General features: G+C 65.2%; 27 protein-coding genes. 10 read left to right on the forward strand and 17 right to left on the reverse strand.

All coding sequences use genetic code 11. From position 1 onward, the window contains the following. The 4 genes from E3374_RS04280 to E3374_RS04295 form a co-directional block, all read right to left on the reverse strand. Positions 1-312: TFIIB-type zinc ribbon-containing protein (locus E3374_RS04280; protein WP_282568430.1), on the reverse strand; the 312-nt coding region annotated here is incomplete at its 3' end. Between the two features lie 175 nt (positions 313-487). After that, on the reverse strand, positions 488-772 hold the full coding sequence (locus E3374_RS04285; protein ID WP_136687792.1) for a DUF357 domain-containing protein: 285 nt from the start codon (positions 770-772) through the stop codon (positions 488-490). A gap of 25 nt (positions 773-797) precedes the next feature. Further along, positions 798-1,433, reverse strand: coding sequence for an AmmeMemoRadiSam system protein A (gene amrA / locus E3374_RS04290; protein WP_136687793.1), 636 nt, complete (start codon positions 1,431-1,433; stop codon positions 798-800). Between the two features lie 86 nt (positions 1,434-1,519). After that, a complete protein-coding gene (locus E3374_RS04295; RefSeq protein ID WP_136687794.1) occupies positions 1,520-3,274 on the reverse strand; it encodes a MutS-related protein in 1,755 nt (584 codons plus the stop codon). A 143-nt stretch (positions 3,275-3,417) separates the two neighbouring features. Here E3374_RS04295 and E3374_RS04300 point away from each other — a divergent pair, with 143 nt between their 5' ends. Then, positions 3,418-4,038 (forward strand): zinc ribbon domain-containing protein, encoded by a 621-nt coding sequence (locus E3374_RS04300; RefSeq protein WP_136687795.1) that lies wholly within the window; start codon positions 3,418-3,420, stop codon positions 4,036-4,038. Positions 4,039-4,066: 28 nt separating this feature from the next. On the opposite strand, the gene E3374_RS04305 is transcribed toward E3374_RS04300, so the two are convergent. Further along, positions 4,067-6,898, reverse strand: coding sequence for a DEAD/DEAH box helicase (locus E3374_RS04305; protein WP_136687796.1), 2,832 nt, complete (start codon positions 6,896-6,898; stop codon positions 4,067-4,069). A 185-nt stretch (positions 6,899-7,083) separates the two neighbouring features. On the opposite strand from E3374_RS04305, the gene E3374_RS04310 reads away from it, so the two are divergent. Continuing rightward, the gene (locus E3374_RS04310) at positions 7,084-7,854 is read left to right on the forward strand and encodes a creatininase family protein (RefSeq protein ID WP_136687797.1); all 771 of its coding nucleotides are present in this window, start codon (positions 7,084-7,086) and stop codon (positions 7,852-7,854) included. Positions 7,855-7,898: 44 nt separating this feature from the next. Here the strand turns inward: E3374_RS04310 and E3374_RS04315 are convergent, their stop codons facing one another. Then, positions 7,899-8,318 carry a universal stress protein gene (locus tag E3374_RS04315; RefSeq protein WP_136687798.1) on the reverse strand — a complete coding sequence of 140 codons (420 nt, stop codon included), beginning with the start codon at positions 8,316-8,318 and terminating at the stop codon, positions 7,899-7,901. 96 nt (positions 8,319-8,414) lie between these two features. Between E3374_RS04315 and E3374_RS04320 the strand changes: the two genes are divergently transcribed. Further along, positions 8,415-9,668: an MgtC/SapB family protein gene (locus E3374_RS04320; RefSeq protein ID WP_136687799.1), complete on the forward strand. Its 1,254-nt coding sequence runs from the start codon at positions 8,415-8,417 to the stop codon at positions 9,666-9,668. A 59-nt stretch (positions 9,669-9,727) separates the two neighbouring features. Here E3374_RS04320 and E3374_RS04325 read toward each other — a convergent pair whose 3' ends face one another. The 3 genes from E3374_RS04325 to E3374_RS04335 are packed head-to-tail and all read right to left on the reverse strand — an operon-like array spanning position 9,728 to position 13,454. Beyond that, positions 9,728-10,480: a metallophosphoesterase gene (locus E3374_RS04325; protein ID WP_136687800.1), complete on the reverse strand. Its 753-nt coding sequence runs from the start codon at positions 10,478-10,480 to the stop codon at positions 9,728-9,730. Next, positions 10,480-12,186: a hypothetical protein gene (locus E3374_RS04330; protein ID WP_136687801.1), complete on the reverse strand. Its 1,707-nt coding sequence runs from the start codon at positions 12,184-12,186 to the stop codon at positions 10,480-10,482. The genes E3374_RS04325 and E3374_RS04330 overlap by 1 nt, the downstream gene beginning before the upstream one ends. Further along, positions 12,183-13,454, reverse strand: a complete 1,272-nt coding sequence (locus tag E3374_RS04335) for a Single-stranded DNA binding protein (protein WP_136687802.1) — start codon at positions 13,452-13,454, stop codon at positions 12,183-12,185. The genes E3374_RS04330 and E3374_RS04335 overlap by 4 nt, the downstream gene beginning before the upstream one ends. Before the next feature lie 116 nt (positions 13,455-13,570). Between E3374_RS04335 and E3374_RS04340 the strand changes: the two genes are divergently transcribed. Together E3374_RS04340 and E3374_RS04345 are read left to right on the forward strand one after the other, a co-directional pair. After that, positions 13,571-14,230, forward strand: coding sequence for a 2,5-diamino-6-(ribosylamino)-4(3H)-pyrimidinone 5'-phosphate reductase (locus E3374_RS04340; protein WP_136687803.1), 660 nt, complete (start codon positions 13,571-13,573; stop codon positions 14,228-14,230). Between the two features lie 107 nt (positions 14,231-14,337). Further along, entirely contained in the window at positions 14,338-15,768 is a 1,431-nt protein-coding gene (locus E3374_RS04345; protein WP_136687804.1) for an Hvo_1808 family surface protein, read from the forward strand. A gap of 18 nt (positions 15,769-15,786) precedes the next feature. Here the strand turns inward: E3374_RS04345 and E3374_RS04350 are convergent, their stop codons facing one another. After that, positions 15,787-16,092 (reverse strand): DUF7545 family protein, encoded by a 306-nt coding sequence (locus E3374_RS04350; RefSeq protein ID WP_136687805.1) that lies wholly within the window; start codon positions 16,090-16,092, stop codon positions 15,787-15,789. Between the two features lie 161 nt (positions 16,093-16,253). On the opposite strand from E3374_RS04350, the gene E3374_RS04355 reads away from it, so the two are divergent. Next, positions 16,254-16,580, forward strand: coding sequence for a 4Fe-4S dicluster domain-containing protein (locus E3374_RS04355; RefSeq protein WP_136687806.1), 327 nt, complete (start codon positions 16,254-16,256; stop codon positions 16,578-16,580). Positions 16,581-16,687: 107 nt separating this feature from the next. Continuing rightward, positions 16,688-17,119 carry a hypothetical protein gene (locus E3374_RS04360; RefSeq protein WP_136687807.1) on the forward strand — a complete coding sequence of 144 codons (432 nt, stop codon included), beginning with the start codon at positions 16,688-16,690 and terminating at the stop codon, positions 17,117-17,119. Between the two features lie 9 nt (positions 17,120-17,128). On the opposite strand, the gene E3374_RS04365 is transcribed toward E3374_RS04360, so the two are convergent. From E3374_RS04365 to E3374_RS04375, 3 genes are all read right to left on the reverse strand, one after another. Continuing rightward, positions 17,129-17,653 carry a GNAT family N-acetyltransferase gene (locus E3374_RS04365; RefSeq protein ID WP_136687808.1) on the reverse strand — a complete coding sequence of 175 codons (525 nt, stop codon included), beginning with the start codon at positions 17,651-17,653 and terminating at the stop codon, positions 17,129-17,131. Further along, positions 17,650-18,018 (reverse strand): universal stress protein, encoded by a 369-nt coding sequence (locus E3374_RS04370; RefSeq protein ID WP_136687809.1) that lies wholly within the window; start codon positions 18,016-18,018, stop codon positions 17,650-17,652. Before E3374_RS04370 ends, E3374_RS04365 begins: the two co-directional genes overlap by 4 nt. A gap of 116 nt (positions 18,019-18,134) precedes the next feature. After that, the gene (locus E3374_RS04375) at positions 18,135-18,488 is read right to left on the reverse strand and encodes a winged helix-turn-helix transcriptional regulator (RefSeq protein WP_136687810.1); all 354 of its coding nucleotides are present in this window, start codon (positions 18,486-18,488) and stop codon (positions 18,135-18,137) included. Between the two features lie 139 nt (positions 18,489-18,627). On the opposite strand from E3374_RS04375, the gene E3374_RS04380 reads away from it, so the two are divergent. Then, positions 18,628-19,044: a DoxX family protein gene (locus E3374_RS04380; RefSeq protein ID WP_136687811.1), complete on the forward strand. Its 417-nt coding sequence runs from the start codon at positions 18,628-18,630 to the stop codon at positions 19,042-19,044. A gap of 31 nt (positions 19,045-19,075) precedes the next feature. Here E3374_RS04380 and E3374_RS04385 read toward each other — a convergent pair whose 3' ends face one another. Further along, complete coding sequence (locus E3374_RS04385; RefSeq protein ID WP_136687812.1) at positions 19,076-19,543, reverse strand: histidine kinase; 468 nt, start codon at positions 19,541-19,543, stop codon at positions 19,076-19,078. A gap of 123 nt (positions 19,544-19,666) precedes the next feature. Continuing rightward, entirely contained in the window at positions 19,667-20,599 is a 933-nt protein-coding gene (locus tag E3374_RS04390; RefSeq protein ID WP_136687813.1) for a VOC family protein, read from the reverse strand. A gap of 168 nt (positions 20,600-20,767) precedes the next feature. Here E3374_RS04390 and E3374_RS04395 point away from each other — a divergent pair, with 168 nt between their 5' ends. Beyond that, positions 20,768-21,895: a S1C family serine protease gene (locus E3374_RS04395; RefSeq protein WP_136687814.1), complete on the forward strand. Its 1,128-nt coding sequence runs from the start codon at positions 20,768-20,770 to the stop codon at positions 21,893-21,895. A gap of 90 nt (positions 21,896-21,985) precedes the next feature. Then, entirely contained in the window at positions 21,986-22,339 is a 354-nt protein-coding gene (locus E3374_RS04400) for a hypothetical protein (RefSeq protein ID WP_136687815.1), read from the forward strand. 87 nt (positions 22,340-22,426) lie between these two features. On the opposite strand, the gene E3374_RS04405 is transcribed toward E3374_RS04400, so the two are convergent. Together E3374_RS04405 and E3374_RS04410 are read right to left on the reverse strand one after the other, a co-directional pair. Then, positions 22,427-22,888, reverse strand: a complete 462-nt coding sequence (locus E3374_RS04405; RefSeq protein ID WP_136687816.1) for an SHOCT domain-containing protein — start codon at positions 22,886-22,888, stop codon at positions 22,427-22,429. A gap of 98 nt (positions 22,889-22,986) precedes the next feature. After that, entirely contained in the window at positions 22,987-23,760 is a 774-nt protein-coding gene (locus tag E3374_RS04410; protein WP_136687817.1) for a fumarylacetoacetate hydrolase family protein, read from the reverse strand. Positions 23,761-23,849: the final 89 nt, after the last annotated feature.

A 23,849-nucleotide genomic window follows, 5' to 3' on the forward strand; every position in this document is an offset into this window, starting at 1 on the left:
GGTCGAGAGGCCCTTATCGTGCATCATGTTCGTCGTTGGAGCGCCGACGCGGGACTTCTGGTCTTTCTCCTTGGCGTCGAAGGCACGCCACTCCGGACCGGGATCGATCTCGTCTTCCTCGACGACCAGGCCACACTCGCTACAGACCGTCTCGCCGCGTTCCTCGTCCGTCGAAAGTTTGCCGCCACACTCCGGGCATTGCTCGTGCTCGTCGTGCTCGACTTCCTCGACGCCTTCGGCACGCTCACGTTCATCTTTCGATGTCTCGCTCGTTCCTTCTCGGGTGTACAGGGGTGTCGTCGTTTCACTCATGATGGGGGGACATGGGCACCCGACGGAGAAAATATTAATACCGTCGAGTTACCCTTGCTGACGTATTGTAAGTGTCTCAAGTACTTAAACCTTCGCCCAACCCTTATGCTTTCACGGCTGTTATTTCATGAGTTAAATTCTCTAGCGTGGTATCGTCAGCGTGGCGATGTCCTGATCAGACGGTAAAGAGGTGACCGTCCTCGGGGACGGCAAAGAGGCCGATCCGGGCGCCGGCGTCCAGCCAGGCGTGACCGTAGGAGAAAGCGGCCAGCGCGTTGACGGGGTCCTCCTCGGCACGGAAGTGACGACCATCTTCGAGATAGGAACGGGCCATCTCCCTGCACTCTTCGGCTGCTTCCCCAAGCGGGGTTCCGTCGGGCGGTTTGACGGTCGAGACTTCGAGAGCCTCCTCGAGCAGTCGCTCGTAACGGTCGGTCTTCTCTTCGAGTTCGGCAGCCATGGCTCGAAGTTCTCGGCGTCGACCCTCAGTCTGTCGACTGTCCGTTCGGGGACTTCCGAGTGTAGTCCTCGAGGGGCACGGGGCCACCGGGGAACTCCTCGGCGAAGACCTGCGCGGAGAAGCGCTTGACTGTCATCTCCTCGTCCCGCCAGGCGTCCGGTGGTAGCCCGGCTTTCCGGACTGCGCCCCGGAGGAACTCCGCGGCCGTCCAGCCCCGATCGACGGCTACCTGCGGGAGCAAGAGACCGCTCCGTCGGCCTTTCGAGACGATCAATCCGTCGCGACCGACCTCGATCGCGTCAGGGTTGACGTCGGGGAGGGGTTCTGGCGGCGTCAACACGCTCACAGCGACAGTCACGTTGCCGATCTCGTCGAGCGAGAGGGGTGGAAAGCGGGGATCCGACGTCGCCGCGCCGGTCGCCGCCGCCTCGAGTGCCTCCGCAAGCGTCCCGTCGGGCTGAGGGCGCCCGATGCAGCCCCGCAACTCCCCGTCCTGTTTCAGGGTGACGAACACGCCGCGGTCCTCCGCCAGTACCGGTAACTCCGGCGGATCGGGTGGCGAGTCGTCGCGGGCGGCGGCCCCGACAATCGCCCGAGCGTGTTCGACCAGCCGTTCCCCCGTTTGGCGGTCGAGCCGTACGGTTTCCTCGCCGGTGGACATCGAGTACGGCTAGGGGCTCGACACCCGTACCCACCGACCCCCAACATCCTGGGCCTTTAGGCGGCGATCGACTGCTCCGGCCACGCCTAGCCCGACCACTCGGCGTCCGAGAGCGTCCGCTGGACTGCCCGCTCGCCGACGGCCCCCGCGAGCGTCCTGAACCCGGCGCGTTCTTCCCGATCGTCGGCGTCGGCGACCAGTCGCGAGACGATGAATTCCGGCGTCGAACGCCCGACCGTCCCGAACCGTGGCTGGTAGTCGACCTCGAGTTCGAGGTCGGTCGTCAGTCCCTCGGCGAAGATGCCGTCGGTCCGGGCTGTGGGGGGCAACGGCTCTAAGTCATCGGCGAGGTGAGTGACGAACACGCCCAGGGCAGTCCGGTCGACGGTCAGCGTCACGAGACCGTGGAGCAGGTCGGCCGCGCTGCCGGGTTCGGTGATCGCCTCGAACTCGTCGACGAGCATCAGCGTCCGACCCTCGTCGGTCAGCGGCGGGACGACCGATCGTAGCGTCGACTCCAGGACACCGGCGTTGAAACTCGCGTGGCGCCGATGGAAGACGACGGTGTCGACGACGCCGACCTCCGCTGCGGTCGCCGGGACGGGAAGCCCCATCTGTGCGAGCAACTGGATCTGACAGAGCGTCTCCAGCAGTGTCGTCTTCCCACCGCTGTTCGCGCCGGTCAGGACGGCCACGCGATCGCCAGCCGGCGGGGCGGTCGCCTCCGGCACTGACAGTGTGTGTTCGCCCACAGCGTAGGTGATCGGCTGGACATCCTCACTGACGGCCGCGAGCGCCAGGTTCCTGGCCCCTGCGACTGCCAGGACGTCCCGATCCGTGACGTAGGTCGGGGCCTCCAGGTCGTACTCGATCGCGAACCGGGCCAGTGAGACGTACAGTGCGATCTCGTCGACCGTTTCGACCGCACGGTCGATCTCCTCGCGGGTCGCCGAAAGCGTCGACTCGAACTGGTCACGGACCTCGATCTCGCGCTCGCGTTCGGTCTCGCGTCGATCGTCGGCGAGTTCGCGCAACGCCGCCGCGACGAAGTCCGTCGCGTCGGCCGCGTCGGTCGGTGTCGTTTCCCGAACGGCCTCGACGTCGACGTCAGCTTCCTCGACGACGTAACGGACGAACGTCTCCCGGAACGCGTCGCCGCCCAGGACGCCCTCGTCCCGGACGGCTGCGATCACGGATTCGGGATCGGCAGCCATGTCTTCGACGGCCCCGCGCTGGGCGCGCAATGCGTCGAGCCGTTCGTCGGCCCCTTCGGCGACGCCCTCGCCAGCCAGTGCCTCTAGGGCCTCTGCACCGACTTCGAGACGATCACTGTCGAGGTCCGCGAGCGGAGCGAACACCCCGTCGGTCACGTCCGCGTCTTTCAGTGCCAGCGCCGCTCGAACGCCTGCCAGGTCTCCTCCCTCGACGCTGTCGTACGCTTCGAAGGCGTCGAGGACCGTCTCGCGGGTGTCTCTATCGAGTCCTTCCCAGGCGGTCGTCGCGTCCACGACGGTTTCGAGGTGGTCTTCCATCTCCGACCGCGTGGCCTTCGGCGTGAGCAGTCTGATGCTGTCGGCGGCGTGTTGGGTGACGGCGAACGCACTTGCCAGGTCTAGCACCGACTTGTAGACGTCGCGTGCGTCCCGTGTCGCCAGCACGTCCATCGCGCCGCCCTGTGCTCGCCTGAGGATGCGGGTTGCCCGACCCCGGGACAGACCAGCGGCAGTCAGCGTCCGCAGATCGCCCGATTCGATCGCCGTCACGGCCGCCTCGACGCCCAGCGAGTCGGCCAGCAGGTCGCGGGTCTTCGGTCCGACGCCCCAGTAGTCCGAGAGATCCATGCCTGGACGTGTCCCGGGGGCCGTTAAGAGCTTATCCCTGCCGGGAGCGAGTCGAGCGGTCCTGTACGCACGGTCGTCCATGGCACTGGGGGACGACGCGCCCGCGGGCAAGCGTCAAATACCTCCGCCGAGAAGCGGGTCCGATGGCCGACGCGAACGACGTGACCTGTCCCGAGTGCGGGGCGCGCTTGGCGGGCGCCCGTGTCTGTCCGGAGTGCGGGCTCCGGATCCGGACGGGGGACGACGAGTTGACAGACGACGCTATCAGTGCGGTCGTCGACGACGCCCTGGCCGACGCTGACGGCGTTCGACCGCCGACCGGTCACGCCGTCCCGTATTCCCTCCGGCTGGGGATCGCACTGGCGATCTCGATCCCGTTCGCCCCGCTGTCGGCGTTCGTGCTGGCGAGCGTCGTGGCCGCCCACCCGATCGCCGTCGTGCTCGTCGCCGTCCTCGGCTGGATGGCGCCCGCCACGATCCTGGCACGGGCGACAGTCCCCTCGTTGATCGTCGGTCGCGGACTCCTCGTCCTCGGGATCGTCGTGGCCGCGTCACCGCTGGTGGTCGCCGGGGGACGCTGGCTGGCTGGCGAAGCGGCGGTCACCGAGCCACTCATCCACGGGTCAGGGACGCTGATCGGCTCGTTCCTGCTGTTCGGAGTGGTCGTCTTCACCCTGGGGATCGTCGTCACCCGGGTCGCGGTGCGGAAACGCGAGAACTGGCGCGAGACTGACGCCACGAGCGGACCGATCGATCGCCGGTGACGGGGCGATGTGGGCCGGCCCGGCAGTGTTACTCCCAGAACGAACGTGTTCGGGCGTACTCCCGTTCTCGTTCGAGGATGTCCCGGTAGAAGTCGGCCTCGTTTTCCCGGAGTTTGTTGATGATCCGGGCGGCGTTGGTCGGGCCGACGCCGCGGGCCGCCAGCGCGATCACCGCCTGCTTGCCGTGGCTCTGGACCAGGTCGGCCGCCTGATGGGCGCGCTCGGTCCGGCGCCGTTGCTCGTCGTCTTTCTCGGTCGCCCGGACCGCTTTGACTGTCTCCTCGTCCCACGGGTTCAGCGCGGCGATCCGCGTCGAGTCACACTCGGGACAGTGAGGCTGCTCGCGCACCCGTTTGACGGGTTTCGTTCGCTCGTAGGATTCACAGTGGACACAGAAGAGGATCACGCGGTCCTCCTGGATTCGATCCTTCAGCGTCTGGATCACGCTCGCGTCGGCGTTCTCAGGGGCGAGCAACTCCTTGCTGCCCGAGCGACCGCCGCGACCGATCGCCGTTCGGCCGCCGACGGTCTCGATCGTGACTTCGCCCGACTGGATCTCCCCGAGCAGGTCGGCCGTCACCCCGATCGCGAGTTTTTCGTGGAGTAACTCTCGAAGAGCCTCGTCGTAGATCGGCGTGCCTTCCAGGGCCTCCAGCAAGCGGTCACGGCCGAATCGTCGGCTTCCACGGCCCCGCCAGCGCTTGAGCGCCCCGAACTTCGTCGCAACCTGTGCGAGTCGGAACTTCAGGGCGTCTGCGTTCTTCAGGCTCAATTCGATGAGTCCCTCGACGTGGGCCGGCTCGGTCGTCTCCAGCACTTCGACGGCGTCGCCCGCGGTCACTGTCCGGGGGACCTCCAGGGAGATCCGATAGGGATCGACTTCGAGACCGACTGACGATCCCGTTCGCTGCCCCAAAAGCGACGACAGCAGTCGGCCGAGCGTCTCGTTGATCTTGTGGCCGAACGCGGCGTTGACGACCACGTCTCGGCCCTCGAACTCGACGACGATCCGGTCGGGGCCGGGAACCGGTCCCTCGTGGTACTCGATCTGTTCGAGTGCCGACTCGAGAGTCTCGCAGTCGGCGTCGTAGCGCCCGCCGAGATGACGGGCGACGGATTCGCGATCGCCCCCGGCGCGCATCTGTTCGGCGGCGACCTGGCGGATTTCCGCGACCTCCTGTGCGACGTCGAATGGGACCGGGATCTCCTGGCCGGTCCAGGAAGGTACCTCGCCGGCGGGGTCCTCGATTGGCGTCACGTGGACTGTCTCGTCGTCTTCGTCGATCTCGGTGATCCGCCACATGTCCCCGCGCTGGATGAACACCTCCCCCGGCGCGGCGAAGTTGACGACGAAGCGCTCGTCGAGTGTCCCGACCTGCCGGCCGCTGGCGCCGTCTTTCACATCATAAGTCGCCTCGTCAGGGATCATCGAGAGGTTGTGATAGAAGTACTGCCAGGTCCCCCGACGCTTCTCGATGGCGTCCTCGTCCTCCTCGAGCCAGATCACTCGGTTGTCGGTGAGTTCGTGGACGATATCCCGGAAAGCACTCTCCGAAATGTCTCCGAAGGGGTAGGCACGCGTGACGATCTCGTAGGCTCGACGGGCGTCGATCTCGCCGAAATCCATGACGATCCCCGCGATCTGGTTGGCGACGGTGTCGCGGCTGCCGTGGTGGATCTCGGCAGGTTCGACCTCACCTGCTTGTGCCTGGCGGGCGATCGAAAGCGCCTCGAACGTCTCGTCGGGGCTCGTGGTGACGATGGTCCCCCGGGAGGTCAGATCGCGACGGTGGCCCGCACGCCCGACGCGCTGGAGCAGTCGGGCGACCTGCCTGGGGCTGTTGTACTGGATCACGTGATCGACCCGTCCGACGTCGATCCCGAGTTCCATCGAGGAAGTACAGAGTAGCGCGTCCAGTTCGCCGGCCTTGAACGCGTCCTCGACGTCGACCCGCGAGTCGGCCGCGAGCGAGCCGTGGTGGATGCCCACGTCGGTCCCGTACTCCTTCAGTCGGGAGCCAAGTGCCTCGGCAGTTTGGCGAGTGTTGACGAACACCAGCGTCGACTCGTACTCGTCGATCAGTTCGTCGATCTTTCGGACGTGGCTGGCGACCGCAGCGTCGGTAACGAGCTGTCCGGCGATCTCCTCGTCTCCGTCCCGGATTGACGGGCGGACAACGTCGACCTCGAGGGAACTCCCGGCGTCGATCTCGACGATCGAACACCCGCGGTCGCCGGTGAGGAACTTCCCGACCTCACCGGGATCGCCGACGGTCGCCGAGAGCCCGATCCGCTGGAACGGACCCGCGACTTCCCTGAGGCGTTCGAGGCCGACGGTCAACTGGGCGCCCCGCTTGGCTGCGGCGAGTTCGTGTACTTCGTCGACGACGACGTGTTCGACGCTCTCGAGTGCTTTCCGGAGCTTCTCGCCGGTGAGGATCGCCTGTAGTGTCTCGGGTGTCGTGACGAGTACGTCCGGTGGATTCTCGGCCTGCTGCTGGCGACGATAATCGGAAGTGTCGCCGTGGCGGACGTCGACATCGAGATCCAGCGTCTCGCCCCACCACTCCAGACGGTCGCGCATATCTCGATTCAGGGCGCGCAGGGGCGTGACGTACAGCGCTCCGAACCCTTCGGGAGGAGCCGCTGTGAGTGCGTCGAACACTGGCAGCATGGCGGTCTCGGTCTTGCCGCTGCCCGTGGGAGCGATCACGAGGGCGTCCTCGCCGTCGGCGAGCGGTGGGATCGCACGGCGCTGTGGCTCCGTCGGCGTGGAAAAACCACGTTCGGATAGGGCCGCACGGACGGCCTTCCCGAGGTGAGTGAAGACGGCGTCGCCGTCGCGTCTCGCCTCGCTCATCGAAGACGAATACGGGACTCGGCCGATTAAACGCGTCGGGGGTCGTGTCCACGGATACCATGCCCGTCGGCGATGGTCCTCCACGAATGCCACGGTGGTCGACGAGGAAGTGATTCGTCCAGCGATGACGCACCTGATCGTCGGCGTGGAACACGTTCATAGGTGCGGCTCTCCCAGACGGATCCATGTACCTGCCAAACGAAGCCTGGCCCGACCTGCAGTCGTACTTCGAGGAGGAGTCGCTCGCGCTGGTTCCGCTCGGTTCGACCGAGCAACACGGTCCACACCTGCCGGAGGGAACCGACCATCTGATCGCGGAGGGTTTTGCTCGCGAAGTGGCCGAGCGGACGGGATATCTCTGTACGCCGACGATCACAATCGGTGTCTCCGACCACCACCTGCAGTTTCCCGGAACAGCGTCGGCCGATCCGGCCGCGTTCCGGGACTACGTCGAGAGTATCACCCGGAGTCTGACGACCCACGGGATCGATCGCGTAATCTACGTCAACGCCCACGGCGGGAACGTAACTCATCTTCGGGAGGTCGGTCGACGTCTCCGCAACGACGAGACCGCCTTCGCTGTCGAGTGGATGTGGGACGAGTCCATTCCGGAGCGGATCGACGAGACCTTCGAGCACAACGGCCCTCACGGCGGGCCCAAGGAAACGGCGCTCATCCAGCACCTTCATCCGGACCTCGTCCACGAGGATCGGCTCGAAGAGGCACGCGACGACGGGCTCGTGGAGGTCGACGAGGGGATCGGTCGAACGCACGGCTCACGGACGTTCTACGACTCGATCGACAACAGCGAGAACGGTGTCTTCGGCGACCAGACCGACGCCAGCGCCGAGATCGGGGCAGAGCTGTTCGGGGCCGCAAGCGACGAACTCGAGGCGCTGGCGATGTGGCTGGCCGACCAGGAGTTCAGCGACCTCATGCCGAAAGAACACGTTTGAACTCGTCGTCGGTGTACGTTTGAACGCCTGGATCGTCGGTTCGTCTATCGGACGACCGTGACCGAAACGGGCGACCGCCGAACCACTTTCTCGGCGACGCTCCCGAGCAGGATCCGGGAGACTCCCTCGCGGCCGTGACTGCCGATGAGTATCCGCTCGATGTCGTCGTGGTTCCCGGCGTATGCGACGATCTCCCTGGCCGGATTGCCGACGACTGTCTCGACCTCGTAGTTGCCGTCCGTCGCTTCGAGGGTCGCAAGGACCTCATCGGCGATATCCTCGGCCAGTTCCTCGGGGTCGTCGTCGAAACTCTCCTGGATGAGGCCCAGGCCCGCCCCGAGCGAACCGCCAGCGACTTCGATCACCCGCAGCAGGACGATCGTCTCGTCGCCGTATTCGGTGACCGCTTCTTCGAGTGCTTTTCGGGCCGGCCGCGAACCGTCGTATGGGACCAGTACTGCCATACGACCGCTCGGAGCGCAGCGGCAATAAAACTCGACCTCCAGAGCGGGAGATCCGCGTGGGATATCTTAACAAGTGTTCCCCGAGACGTCTAGACGATGGTCGATCCGACGACTGCCCCGCTGTTCGAGGTGTTCGTTCACCTCGCGCTCGCGTTCGGCCTCGGCGCACTGGTCGGACTGGAACGCGAACAGAGCGAGTCCGGCGGGACCTTCGCCGGGAGTCGGACGTTCCCGTTGATCGCACTCTATGGGGCGCTCGTCGAGGCATTTTTCCCCAGTGTACTTTTCCTCGCTATCGGTGCGCTCGTCGTTCCACTCACCGTCGCCTACGTCGGGAAAGTCGTCTTCGAGGGCGACATCGGGTTGACGACGCTGCTGGCCGCGCTGGTGACCGTCCTGTTGGGCGCGATGACGACGCACTCCGATCGAGGTGCGATCGTCGCGATCGTCGTCGGCGGTGCCGTCACGGTACTACTCTCGATCAAGGACCCGGTCCACGAGTTCGTCGACCGGATCGAAGAGGGCGAACGACGCGCGTCCGCGAAGTTCATCCTCGTCGCTCTCGTCGTGTTGCCGGCACTTCCGGACCGCTCTCTGGACGCTCTCTACGGACTCAATCCCCGGTTCGTCTGGCTGATGGTCGTCTTCGTCACCGGCCTCGGGTTCGTCGCTTACGTGCTCGGCCGGATCGTCGGGCTGGAGCGGGGAATCGCCCTCACGGGGATCGTCGGCGGGTTCGTCTCCTCGACGGCGACGACCGTCTCGATGGCGGAGAAGACGATCGCAAACGAAGAACTCTCTCACGTCTGTGGGTTCGCGGTCGTCACGGCCTCGATCGTCATGTTCCCGCGGGCACTCGTCGAGGTCGCTGTCGTCAACCCCGCCCTGGTCGGAAGCGTCGCGCTCCCGCTCGGCGGGATGACGGTCGTCGGGGCGGTCGCCGCCGCCGTTCTCTACTGGCGGACGACGGCCGAGGAGGCCGTCGAGCCCGACCGCCTCAGGAACCCCTTCCGTCTCAGACCCGCGTTGCTGTTCGGGGCCGTCTTCGCCGTCGTGTTGCTGGTCTCGGAGCACGCCACCGAGTGGTTCGGCTCCTCGGGCCTGTACGCGACGGCGTTCTTCTCGGGACTCGCCGACGTCGACGCGATGACGATCACGGTGAGTCAACTCGCCTCCCAGGGGGCGGTCTCGACGCCCGTCGCGACGACGGCGATCGTCATCGCGGCGATCGCGAACACATTGGTCAAGGTCGCCCTGGTGTGGATCCTCGGCACGCGTCACCTCGGCACCCTCGTCTCGACCGTTCTGGGCGTCGTTATCGCGAGCGGAATCGTCTTTCTCGCACTTTGAGTCAGTCTTTTCCCGTGGCCATTATCGTCCTTTGAGTCAGTCTTTTCCCGTCGCCCCCTTCAAACTCGGTCGTAGGGACCGAGGCGCGTCCCATCGAGGAGATAGGCACTCCCTTCTTCGAGGGTGTCAGGCAGAAACGGCGAGAGGAAGGTCTGTCCCTCGACGTTGACCCACGTCCCGCCGGAGAGGTCGTTGAACGCCGGACAGACGACCAGTTCGCCGTCGATCTCCGGACAGTCTTCGTAGTACTCCTCGAACGGCGCCGGATCGATCGATCCCCGCAGCCACACCCGCTCCTTGCGGCCGCCGCCTACTTCGTCCTCCAGTCGAACGACGGGATGCTCGTGGCCGACGCACACGGTTTTCGCGCCGAGGACGTCCCGAGAGGGCCAGGTGTGGCCGTGTGCCAGGCCGAGTTCGCCGAGTCGAGTCCCCTCGCCGCCGGTGATCGTCACCCGCTCGCGATCAGCCAGTAACGATTCGATCTCACCGTCGTGATTACCTTTCACTATCGTCAGCGGAACACGCTCGGTGACCGTCGCGACCAGCGTCTCCACCTCCTCACGCTCTTTGCGTCCTGGGCTCCCGATCGCGTGTCCGAGGTCGCCCAGGACGACCAGGCGATCGGCACCGCTTCTCGCGAGCAGGTTCAGGATCGCTTCGCGGCGCCGCTCGGCACCCGAAGCGAGTTCGACCCCCTCACGGCGGAGGCCGGCCTCGATGCCGGCGTGGACGTCAGCGAGCAACAGTCCGCGTCCGTCCGGGAGATCGACCAGTGCCGCAGGGGAATCGGGGACCGGTTCGACAGTCATCAGATCGGCTTTAGCGTCCCTTCACCCGGTTCGTAACACCGACCGTTCATCAGTGCTTCCTGAATGGCTTCCTCGACCTCGTCGGCCGTCACGCCGTGTTCGTCGCTCACGCGATCGAGCACTGCCGATCGATCGGCGCCGTCGCCCTCATCGAGGGCCGTCATGGCGTCCATCACTACGTCTTCGAGGTCGACAGTTGTTTCTTCGTCGTCTTTTCCCGTTTCATCCTGTTCGACGGAAGTCTCGGACCGCACGTCGGATTCGCCTGCCGTTTCCGCGTCGTCTTCGGCCCCGGACGTCTCCTCGTCGGCAGCCTCGGACTCCGGTTCGGGCGTGTCGATGCCGGCCTCTCCGGGCTCTTCGACCTCCGTCCCGGACGTGAACTCGGTACCGAACTCCGATTTGATCTCCTCGCGCTCCTCGTCGTCGAGTTCGAACTCGCCGTCGAACTCGCCGAGTTCGGCCGATCCGTCGTCAGCCTGTGTCCCTTCCGGCGCCCCTTCGTCCGCCGTCTCGACGGGGGCCGATTCGTCGGCTTCGCGGCCTGCTCTTGTCGACGCTTTGTCGGCACTGTCGTCGGATTCGGCAACGTCTCCATCACCGCTTCCGGCCGCTGTCGTGGGGCTGGCCTCCGTGGCAGTATCCGTTTCGGCTACCCCGGATTCACGCGTGCCTTCGGTTTTCGTTCCCGTCTCGGTCGTTCCGCTCTCCGCCTCCGACGCCGTCTCGGTCGTTCCGCTCTCCGCTTGCTGCGTCGACTCGGCGGTCCCACTTTCCGCTGCCGACGGAGCGTCCCCGTCTTCGCTTCCGACTTTCGCCCCGGTTTCGGTTCCCGTCGCAGACTCGACTTCCGTCGTTGCGTCCGACTCCACGGCGGTTCCGTCGGGTGTCGTCCCCGCCGCGTCGTCCGGCGCTGAGGCGGCCGCGGTAGGTTCCGGGGTCGCTTCGGTCGGCTTCCCGAGCGTGGCCGTCGCCGCCAGCGCGTTCAGATCGGCGTCACCACCCTGGTCGGGGGAAAGCGCCGGGGGCTCGACCGCCTCGCGCTCACCGGCGACGAGTTCGGCCGTCGACACCGCTAGTTCCCGCACTGCGGCGAGGTACCCGGGCGTCGTCCCGTAATGGTCCAGCGCGAGCGGGATTCCCGCCGCAAGCCCCTCGGGAACGCCACGATCACGCAGCGCCGCGGTCAACTCCTCGCCCGTCGCCCCGCCCTCCATCGCCGTCGCCATCGTCCCGACCCGTTCGAGCGTCTGTCGAGCGGCCCCGACCGCCCAGCGATCCCGGGTGCCTTCATCGACCTCGTTGAGGCTCTCCGGCCGGATCGAGGTGTAGACGACGTCACTGTCTTCCGGCTGGAAGGTCCGCGCTTTGCCGGTGACGGCGACGTAGGCCGGCGGCTCGGCGCGTTCGAGGAACGTCTGGGCGTCGGGCTGATACTGGCCCGCGTAGACGACGAACGTGCCCGTCGGATCGGCGATCCGTGCCCGGAGGACCTCCTCGCCAGCGGGCTGGACTTCGGTGAGGACACCCACCGCGAAGACGCGATTGACGCGGGCACCCGTCGGTGTGATGACGTAGTTCGGCGCCCGCTCCTCGTCGCTCTCGGAATAGGCGTAGTCGGCGTCGTCGAATTCGGCGGCGAACAGCCGATAGGCAACTTCGCGGCGGCCCGGAGTGCTCCCTTCGTCGTCTTCGGTCGCGCTCATCGGCCCACCTCCGCGAGCAACTCGTGGGCCCGATCCGCCGGATCGTCCTCGCATGCGTCGAAGGCGGTGGCATTCAGCGTCGCGCCGAAGTCGTCGACGCTCAGCGATCCCCGGACCCGGAACTCCCGGCCGACGATCGCCTCGCGGATCGCGTCGGTCACGACGTCACGGTCCATCGCGTCGCGGGCGTGTTCTCGGGCGTCTTCGAGACCGCCGCCGTAGACGTCGGCAGTCAGTGCTTCGTCGAGGACGGCCGTCACCGTGGCCGTGCCGTCGTCGACGATCACCTTCGTCCGGAGGTCGTCTTCGCCTTCGACGGCTCCGTGGCTGCGACACTGGCCGTTCTGGACGACCCGGCCACACTCCGGACAACGCTCGATGAGTCCCGACCTGTCACGGACGGCGATCGCCGACCCGACCACTTCGACGTCGAAGAGCCCGCCGCTCTCGACGGCATCGCGGATCGACATTCGCGGCGCCTCCTCGGTCACGTCGACTGCCCGATCCAGCGTCCGCACCGTCGAGAACTCCGAGACGTTTATCGATGGGGCGCCACGGAACTCCCGGACGAAGGCGTCCTCGATCCGGATTGAGGCACCTTCTTCGATCTCGTCGTGTGGTTCCCAGTCGGTGAACGGCAGCCGGGTGGACTCGTCGCCGAACACGCCACTGAGGATCTCGGTCTCGCCGTCACGGCCATCGATGATCTTGTGTTCCCGTTCGAGGACCCGGACTTCGACGTTGACCCCCCGGTCGCCCGGTGCGAGTTCGGTCAGCGGCCGGTCACCGCCGATCTCGTAGGGCACGTCGACGTCTTCGTCGACCGCGATCGTCGTCCGTTCGCCCAGATTGAGTTCCGGGTTACCTTCCCACTCGCGGACGCCGGCGTTTTCGATCCGGACGGCGTCGCCCGGTTCGATCCCGAAATCCTCCCAGGCAGTGTAGGAAATCTTGCCAGTCTCGTCGGCGAATTCGCCCTCGAAGATCACCTGTTCGGTACCCTGGTACTGGATCGACCGTTTGCCGACAGTCAGGACGACGCCGCTGACGGTGACGCCATCGTCCTCGGTCGTGATCTCGGTGACGTCCCGCTCGGGCGGTGCTGTCCCTCCGCCGTCGTCGCTATCGCCGTACTTGCGTCGCAGGCTCCCGACTGCCTCCTCCAGCGGAACGCTGTAGGAGACGAGATTCTCCAGATCGTCTTTGACCTCCTCTTTGTCGACGCCGAGGTCGGAGGCGAGTTCCTCGGCTCTGTCTTCGACGTTCATGCTCCTCGGTTCGTCCGGAGCGAATAAAAAGGCGGTCCCCGGTCGCCTCGTAGACAGGCGAAGACACTCGACTGGCGCCGAAAGTGGTTTTCGCCTTCCGTCCCGACATGCGGACGATGCACGTCGTCGTCAACGCCGCGATCAGCGCCGACGGGAAGCTCTCGACCCACGAGCGCGAGCAGATCGCCATCAGCGGACCGGGCGACTTCGACCGTGTCGACCAACTTCGAGCCGAGAACGACGCTGTGATGGTCGGCGTCGGGACGGTGCTGGCCGACGATCCGTCCCTGACGGTCGACGACGAGGAACGCGTCTCCGCCCGGCGGGACCGTGGCGACGCTCCACAGCCGGCCCGCGTCGTGGCCGACTCGCGGGGGCGTACCCCTGCTGGTGCCCGGGTGTTGAACGACGACGCCGAATCGTACGTCCTCGTGAGTGAGTCGGCCACCGAAGACGAACGCGAGCGACTGGCCAGCGACGCGACTGTGATCGTGGCCGGCGAGGAGCGGGTCGACCTAGAGCGGGCCCTGGACGCGCTCGAATCGAGCGGCGTCGATCGACTCATGGTCGAAGGCGGGGGCGAACTGATCTTCTCGCTGTTCGCGGCCGACCTCGTCGACGAACTGTCTGTCTTCGTCGGTCCGCTGGTCATCGGCGGCCGGGACGCTCCCACGCTGGCCAACGGCGAGGGGTTCCTCGATGACTTTCCTGAACTCGATCTGCAGGACGTCGAGCGCCTCGACGACGGCGTCCTGATGCGGTGGAGGGTTCGATGAGACGCCTGCCGGTGGGTAATTTCCGACCCCGGGCGGACGTTCGACGATGCTCCCTGGGTCTGGTTGTCTTGACTGTGTTCGGGATTCTCACCGTCGGTGCTTTGCCGATGGTGGGGGCTGGGCAGGTGGACAACGCCACTGCCCTGGCGGAACCCGACAGCGACGTACTCGGGTGGGAGAACGGCTACTGGCACAACGAATCTATCGACGTCGATGGGTCTGATGGCCTCTCGGCGGCCGAACGCGAGCGAGTTCTGGCCCGGACGATGGCACGCGTCGAATACCTTCGCGGATTGGAGTTCGAGGAGACGCCCCGGATCGAGTTCGTCTCCCGCGACGGCGTCGAAACCTACGTCGACCGCAACGTCACGCAATTGCCCGGGGGGAATCAAACATGGGAAGCGCTGTTCGTCTTCGGTGAAGACACTGATGCACGGGAAGCGATACGGGAGACGATCCTCGCCAGCGTCGGTGGCATGGCCGCCGAGGAAGGGGTCGATCACGTCGTCCTGGTGACCGAGGATCCCGAACGGCCACAGATCTCGGGGTACGTCCTCGCCCACGAACTCGTTCACGTTCTCCAGGACCAATACTTCGATCTCTCGGCCCCCCGGTACCGGCGCTCGACGCTCGATGGGGAACTCGGAAAGGACAGCATCGTCGAAGGGGAGGCCTCGCTCGTCGATGGTCGCTACCGGCGCCAGTGCGCGAGCGGCGCATGGTCGTGTCTCTCCGGCGGGATGGCCCCGCCATCGGGATCAGTCACTCCGGCAGTCGCCACCCTGATGAGTGTTCCCTATCGGGATGGGGCGATCTATGCCGCCACCCTCCGAGAGCGAGGTGGCTGGCAGGCCGTCTCCAGCGTTCAGGAGTCCCCGCCCGCGACCGTCGAACCGGTCTTGCACCCGGATCGTGTCGTCGAACCGCCGGAGCCGATCGAGTACGCGGATCGTTCCGGGCCGGACTGGTCCCGGACTGACGATATCCAGCGGATCGGCGAGGCAGGAGTCCGGACGCTGTTCGCCCGGCAGAACGGGAGTCGGAACGTAGCGTTGCCACGCCCGAACGGGACAGTCAGTCTTCGCCAGGCCGTCACAGCGCCGGCTGAGGGCTGGGGCAACGATACGCTATACACCTACACGAACGGCAGTCACGGTGGATACGTCTGGGTGACCGAATGGGACTCGCGGGCGGACGCCGCGGAGTTCGCGGACGCCTACAGGGCCGTCCTGCAGAGTTACGATCCGCTCGTGTTCGGCGAATCGACGTATGTCATCGACGACGGACCCTTCGCGGACGCGTTTCACGTCCGGCACAACGGGACGCGCGTGATGATCGCCAACGCTCCCGATCGATCGGCGCTGAACGCGCTGTCTGATCGGCTTGACGTCGCTTCTACGGAGTCGCGACATCACGAGGGCCGGACCGTTATCACATCGACGGCTGGCCCCGGATTCGGAGTCGCGTCGATACTCCTCGCGCTGGTCGTCATGGCAGTGATCCTTCTATTGATTGAGGGGGACCGTCATTACCGGTGACTGCTGGGCCTTGCGCCGTCAGTGACTGTGATCGAGCAAGTCCTCGAAGCTCGAATCGAACCGTTTCTGGAATTCGGCGTCCGTTGCCGCCTCGATGTCTTCGATGTCGGCGTCGAGGCCTGCGCTCGGGTCGCCATCGCTGTGGTGGACCGCCGTGTGGACCCGCTGGGCCAGCCCGAACATGGCGATGTCGGCGACGACAGTCGGGATCTCCTCGTCGCCTTCGGTCAGCAGGTCGATCAAAGCGACCGGGATTTCGAGCGTGTCGCTCGCGTTGTCCGTCTCAAGCGTCACCGTCGTCGTTTCGAGGTCGTCAGCTGACATACCTCCCCGTTTGGGAACCGGACGTATCCCTCTTTGGAAGGAGTGCGGTCCGGAAGTGCTTCCGGAGAGACGCGGTCGGTGAGCGAGCGGACGAACGCCAGCCAACGAATATTTCCCTGTGACGTGGATTTATGCACCTCCCCGTCCGAGAGACCCCTATCGTGCCTATCGATCCGGCGTTCGACGCGAACCGCGAGGTCGTCGACGAACACGACGATCACGACGTCTGGGGTCCCGTCGATGAACCCGAGACGCTCGGCATCCACGGGACTCACGTGGCCGTCGATTTCGATGTCTGTCTGGCCGACGGGGCATGTCTGCAGGACTGCCCGGTCGATGTCTTCGAGTGGGTCGAGACGCCGGATCATCCGGTAAGCGAGCGCAAAGCCGATCCGGCTAACGAATCCCAGTGTATCGACTGTATGCTCTGTGTCGATGTCTGTCCGGTCGACGCGATCGACGTCGATCCGACGCGTTCCCGGGAGTAGCTCAGATGTCGATCGTCGTGTCGCTCGCGTGAATCCGGAAATCTCGGGGGGTATTCGTCACTAAATAACGTGAAGAATGCGTGCATCGCATAGGGAGTACACCGACTATGTGTCGTACCTATCACATCCGCGTTGCGGCACTCGCCGAACGGGCTCGGCGTGCGCGAAGCAGTTTCCTTCCGCCCGAGGAATCGCCGGATCACGATCGGGCTCTGGAGTACCTTCGGGACGGCGTCGGCCCAGCCGTGGCGCTCTACCGCGAAGCCGCCATCGCGGGGGCCGAGGAGGCGCTCTCGCCCGCCGAATCGAGACGCCTCGATCGTGCACTTTCCGACTGGCTCGAACTTTACGCGGCGTGTTACGGGGTTCACCTCGACGTCGAGGCCTCCGCGGCGACGGCGGCGACACTGCTCGGGAACGGGCTGACGTTACGGGAGACGGCCAGGCGACTCACGGGCGTACCGTCCGGAACTGGTGACGGTGGACGGACGCGTTCGAACGATGGCATCGTAGCGAGGACCACCTCGGAACACAGCTGAGACGCCCTATCACGCCCAGGACTGCCCGTCGCTGCCCTCGTCGTCGAACGACAGACTCATCTCGAGTTCGGTCTCGCCGGACCCGACCGCCTCGAACCCGACGGAGCGATACAGCGAGATCGCGATCGCGTTGCTCGGTCTGACGCACAGCCAGACGTTCTCGGCGCCATCCCGACGACCGGCACCTAGCAGCGCCCGGATCAGTCGCGATCCGATCCCCGCTAGCTGATAGTCCTGATGGACGAAGATCATCAACTCGTGATCGTCCTCGCCTGCGAGTAACGCGGCGTGACCCACTGCCTGATCGTCGTGCCACGCTACCACGTGAATACCTTCCTCGATCGTCTCCAACCACTTCTCGATCCGCTCTCGACCCACTGGCGGAAGTCCCTGGGCCCGGTCTTCCGGAGCGAAGTCCTCGTACATCGTGACCAGTGCGTCCCGGTCCCCCTCGCTCCGTTCGATCCGTATCGTCCGACCTTCCTCGTCGACGAACGCCACCGGCGGTGGCTCCAGTGCGGGACGATCGCTCATCGAACCAGTTTGACGGTGACGTGGGAGTTAAAGAGGACGAATTGTGCGATGCTGTCAAGCTGGATCTTCCCCATCGGCGTTCGCGTCCCGTTCCCAATGATGAGCTGATCGAACCCGCCGTCCTCGGCGACCTGTACGAGCTGTGACCCAGGGTCGCCGTCGATCTCCTTCGTGGAGAGGTTGACGTCCGTTTCCGCGACGATCCGCTGTACGCGCTCGCGAACCTGCCCCCGACTCAGGCTCGCCGACGGGTCGTCGAAGATCACAACGGTCAGCTCGTCGTCGGCCTGTTCGGCCCGCTCTATCGCACCCTCGAGGGCTGCGAAGGACCGCTCCGTGCCGCCGACCCCCACCAGGACCTTCATAATCTATCGTCCGCATCGCTGGCTCAAAGGTTTTTGCCCCCACGGCATACGGAGTGGCCGGCTCGACTCGGGTCTGTAGGACCTCTCGTACCCAATCGTCGATGATCGCGGATCCGTCACGGTCGGCCGATATCGACCCACTCGTCGGCCCAGGACTCCAGTTCCGAAAAGACCGGACACAGTGCCTTTCCTTTCTCGGTCAGCGAGTAATACGTCGCGATCGGTCGATCCTCGACGCGACGGTCGACCAGTCCGACGTCTTCGAGGTCGTCGAGAACGCGCGAGAGCGTCCGCGAACTCGCGCCGGTCGAACGCTTGAGTTCGTTGAACCGGCGTTCGCCGTCGGTCAGGTCCTGGAGGACGATCAATCGCCACTCCGAGCCGATCTGTTCGACCGCCTCGACGACCGGACACGCCTCGGCGTTCCGTTCTTCGACGGTTTCCCCATCGGTAGTTGCTGCAGGTGACATGGGTGTTATCTGGTCACGATCTTATCGCCGAGAGCATAAGTAGGTTCGGAAACGAACCAACTAACGCAATGATACCAGAAATGCGACTCCTGCGGGTACTGGTTGCGATCGAGACGACGACACTGGAGGTGTTCGCCTGATGGCGATCACTGGCACCGAGGGGGCGATTCTCCTCGTCGGCCGCGTGCTGTTCGGGGCGGTCCTGGCGTTCATGGGCCTGAATCACTTCCAGCAGCGCGAGACGATGACTGGCTACGCCGAGCACAAGGGGCTGCCCGCACCCGGCTTCTCGGTAATCGCGTCCGGTGTCGTCCTCGTCGCGGGCGGGCTCAGTATCGTCACCGGGATCTATCCGGTCGTCGGTGCTGTGGCGCTCGCCGGGTTCCTGCTCGTCGCAGCGGTCACGATGCACGATTTCTGGGCGGTCCCCGAGGACCAGCACCAAGACGAGCTGACGCAGTTCCTGAAGAACGTCGTGATGGCCGGCGGGGCACTGATCGTCGCGGCAGTCGCCAGCCAGTCGTGGGCCTACAGCGTCGGTATCAGCGTCTTCTGAGTCGGATCGTGGCCGATTGGGACAGTTGCGATCAATCCGATAGCACAGAATAGACGATCCCGAGGACGATGCCATAGGCGGCGTGGCCGACGACGCTCTCGAGGGCTACGTTGGGAACGTTCGTCGTACCACCGCCGGACACCCAGATCGGCATCACGACGGCCGCCAGCACCACCCAGACGACGAGCCCGTAGACGAGTCCGGCCACGCCGTTCTCCAGGTTGGTCGATAGCGTGTCGTCCAGTCCACCGAGTTCGATCACGGTGACGAAGGCGACGCCGAGGATGGCGGCGTGACTCATGTGGAGAGTCCAGCCGATCACGCCGCTCTCCGAGAATCCGTACAACCCGGGGATCGTCGACTCGAGGACGCCTGGCATCTCGATCGATAGCAACACACCGAAGACGAGCCCGCCCAGTAGGCCGCCGATCTCGCCACCCTGCCACGGTTGTAGTCCTGCACGTAACGTGTCCGTTCTGTTCCCTTCGGTCGTACTCATACGACCCGATTTTCAGCCAAGGATGATAATAATTCACCCTGATAGTATGCTCGACGTACAAATACGCGGGCGCTATAGTGGATTCGGTCCCATACCCGTCCCAATCGGCGGTTCAGGGACGCTTCAACTGTCAGTTGACAGCGGCGGCAATCCGTCTTCGATCTCTTCTCGACGACCCTCCAGCCACTCGGGGAGGACCAGCCGTTCCCCGAGCGTTTCGAGATCCTCGTCGACTGTGTAACCCGGACCTTCAGTGGCATACTCGAAGAGGACGCCCCCCGGCGTCCGGGTGTAGACTGATTCAAACCACTTTCGGTCGATGATCTCTGTCGGACGCAATCCGAAGCGCTGGAGTTCCTCACGCCAGTCAGCTTGATCCTCGCTCGTGACGCGGAAGGCGACGTGATGGATCGTGCCTGCGCCCGGTCGCCCGTCGGCCACGTCAGGACCGTCGAGCAACTCGACAACGTATCCCAGGTCACCGTCGGCCTCGTAGCGGAGTCGAGTCCCTTCGGTTCCCGTCCGTTCGTAGCCCATCGTCTCCAGCAGGCGTTCGGTCGCGGCTGTGTCCCCAAGGGCGAGTGTCACGCCGTAGAAGCCGCGGATCGCATACTCTGGGGGTACCGGTCCGTCCGGCGGATCGCCCGCCGGGGCCTCGGCGACGCCGACCAGTTCCAGCGGGAGGCCGTCGGGATCCTCGAACGGGAGGACCGTCTCGCCGAAGCGCTCGCGCGGTTCGTCGGCGTCGACGCCCGCCTCGGCCAGGCGATCAATCCAGTAATCGACGGCGTCGGCAGGGATCAGGAACTGCGTCGTGCTGACCTGGCCGGTCCCAACTCGCCCCTGCCGTGCCCCGGGGTACGGGAAGAAGGTCATGCTGGTCCCGGGCGATCCCGAGCGGTCGCCATAGAAGAGGTGATAGACCGAGGCGTCGTCCTGGTTGACGCTGCGCTTGACCACCCGCAGGCCGAGTGTCTCTGTGTAGAACTGCAGGTTCTCGCCGGGATCGCTCCCGATAGCGGTCACGTGATGAATTCCGGGGATATCGCGCATGATTGTCTTTGGTCGGGTAACGGGATAGCCGTTCTGGCAGGGGAAATTTTCCGTCTGCGGGATCCCGTGTTGGTTCGAAACACTCTCGAATGTGACACCAGATCACGTCGAATTGCGCCCCACGTACAACCACAAAACACAGACCGGTCCCGACGGTAGTGATCGACGACGATGTCCGAGGAGACAACCACTCGCCGTCGGTTTCTCCACCTCGGGGGTATCGCTCTCTCAGCCGGACTCGCTGGCTGTGACACCGCCCTGTCAGCCCCGGATTCTAACGCCTCTCGAACGTCGTCCGCGTCAGATTCGAGTGCCGGGACGGGCAGATCGTCGTCGACAGATGCCCGGTCTCAGGCCGACGGGAGCGTCTACACGCGAGTGTATCGGGACACCATCCCGTCGGTGGTGCTGGTCCGAACGGATCGGGGTCAGGGAACCGGCTTTCTGTACGACGACACGCACGTCGTGACGAACGCCCACGTCGTCAGCGATACGTCGTCCGTGCAACTCCGCTTTCAGGAGGGTACGTGGCGCGAAGGCGCCGTAAGGGGCACGGACGTCCACGCCGACCTCGCGGTCGTCGTCGCCGACAGCGTTCCCGGGTCGGCCGAGCCACTCCCGCTCGTCCGGGAGGCCCCCGTCATCGGGCAGGAAGTCGTCGCCATCGGCAACCCGTACAACCTCGACGGGTCGCTCACTTCCGGAATCATCAGTGGCCTCGACCGCCTGATCCCGTCGCCATCGGGCTACCGGATCCCGGACGCCATCCAGACCGACGCTGCGGTGAACCCGGGCAACAGCGGCGGGCCGCTGATGTCGCTTTCCGGCCAGGTCGTCGGCGTCGTCAACTCCAAACAGGGCGACAACATCGCGTTCGGAATCTCGGCTGCCCTCGCCGAACGCGTCGTCCCGGAGTTGATCGAATCCGGGGAGTACGAACACGCGTACATGGGCGTCACACTGGAGAACGTGACGCCCGCGATCGCCAGGGCGAACGACATGAGCGACCCGCGCGGCCTTTTGATCGTCCGGGCTGTCCGTGGCGGGCCCGCCGATGGGGTCCTCCAGCCGAGTGACATCGAGTTCGTCAACGGTTCGCGTCTACCCGTCGGTGGCGACGTCATCCTCTCGGTCGACGGGGTCGAGATGACCTCCTTCGAGGACCTGGCGAGTTACCTCGCGCTGCAGACCCGGCCCGGCGACACGATCCAGGTACGGATCCTCCGGGACGGCTCGGAACAGACCGTCGAGATGAAACTGATCGCCCGGCCCGAACGCTCCCGATCGCCGCTGCAGTGACCGCTCGGGTGCCGTCGTTCACAGCCACTGGATCCGGGCGACGTCACCGCGGCAATAGAACTTTTGATACCCCTCTTCGAACGTCGTGACATGACCGACGACGTAGACGTCGAACTAGAGGTCGAACTGGAGGTCGAGGTGAACGGGGAGGAACTAGAGATTGAACTCATCCAGCCCGACGAGGCACGAGCGACGCTCGAAACCGGCGACCTCGACATCGAAGTGGAGATCGAAGCCGACGTGAGCATCGATCGCCGATCCGGCACCGAGTCAGACGACGGGACGGACGATTCAGAAGACGAGGGTGTAGACGAGAACGAGTCGGAAGACGAGGAGGCGGAAACAGGGCTCTCGGAGACGGACGAGACGGACTCGAATCTCTCCAGGACGGCGGCCACCGAATCGAAGGAAACGGAGACGGACGAGTCCGACGACGGGGCGTAGAGGGACGGGACGGAAGCGAGAGGCCGACGGTTTCGGGAGTCGCGCCGCGAAGAGTAGACGACGGACCGACGATGTCCGAGAGGCGGGTCAGGTCGAGGACTCCTCGTCCATCAGTCGCTCCATCTCGCGTTCGAACTCCGCGTCGCTCAACTCGCCGTCGACGTACTGTTCCTTGAGTCGCTGCTTCCGATCTTCGGTAGTCGGTTCGACCTTCTCGGAGACGTCGAACTGTCCCAACACGGGGTATTCGCGTTCGAGTCGCTCGACGAGTGCGACTAGTCGGTCGTCGCGGTGCAGCGACGTGTTCCGCAGGACCGAGACGACGGTCGCGACGAGGAACAGGCAGGCCAGGGTACCGAGAACTACCGCGGCGACGACCCACTCGGCGGCCGCCCCGAGCATGGCCAGCAGCACGAACTCCTCGCCGTAGACGACGGCGTCGGCCGAGAGAGCGGACAGCGCGTCGAGCACTCCTACGAGGACGACCGCGAGCAACGCCACTCCGGTCAGTACGAACCCCCCGAAGTACAGCCAGTGTCGGGATGCCATGTGCGGTGATGAGCAGGTCGATCAAAAAATAGACACGGAAATCGACCGTCCTCGCTGTCGGTACATCGCGAACGCTTTGTCTCCACTGTGAAACCCAGTCAGGGAATGTGGATGCCGTGTTCCAGTGTCCCGATCCCTTCGATCTCTATCTCGACGCGATCCCCGTCCGCGAGCGGACCGACGCCCTCGGGTGTCCCGGTCGCGATCACGTCGCCCGGTTCCAAGGTCATGTATGCAGTGATCTCCTCGATCAGTTCGGGCACGGAAAAGACCATGTCCTCGCGATTGCCCGACTGTCGCGTCTCGCCGTTGACGCGACATTCGATGGTCGCGTCCGTCGGAACCTCTTCGGGAGTAGCGAGGACGGGCCCCATCGGCGCGGCGTTGTCGAAGGCCTTCCCGCGGACCCAGTTGGTCTCGACGCGCTGGTCGTCGCGGTTGGAGATGTCGTTGAAGCAGGTGTAGCCTGCGATGACCTCCTCGGCGTCGTCGCCGTCGACGTTGTGACACGTTTCGCCGATTATCACTGCGAGTTCGGCCTCGTAGTCCAGCCGTTCTTTGTCCGGCAACAGCGAGACCGTCGAGCCGTGGCTGGCGACTGTGTTGGGCGGTTTGAGGAACAGTAGCGGGCGATCGGGAACGTCCGCGTCCTGTTCGTCGGCGTGATCGGCGTAGTTGCGGCCGATCGCGACGATCTTCGTCGGTTCGGCTGGTGGGAGTACGTCGACCGACTCTGCTGGATAGGTGTGTTCGTCCGTCGCGACCGTCTCCGGTTCCCCCAGTGCCGTCGTCACGTATTCCTGGCCGTCCTCGACGAGCCAGCGACCGCCACGGATCGTGCCCGTCGGGTCGCGAAAGCGGACGCGTTTCATGTCCCCCGCTATCGTGCCGGGCCTGTTAGCGTTTTCGACCCGGACCGACGCCGCTGGCCCTGGAGACGAACGGCTTTTGGCCAACCCAA

The sequence above is a fragment of the Halorhabdus amylolytica genome (assembly GCF_004944975.1).
GTDB lineage: Archaea > Halobacteriota > Halobacteria > Halobacteriales > Haloarculaceae > Halorhabdus > Halorhabdus amylolytica.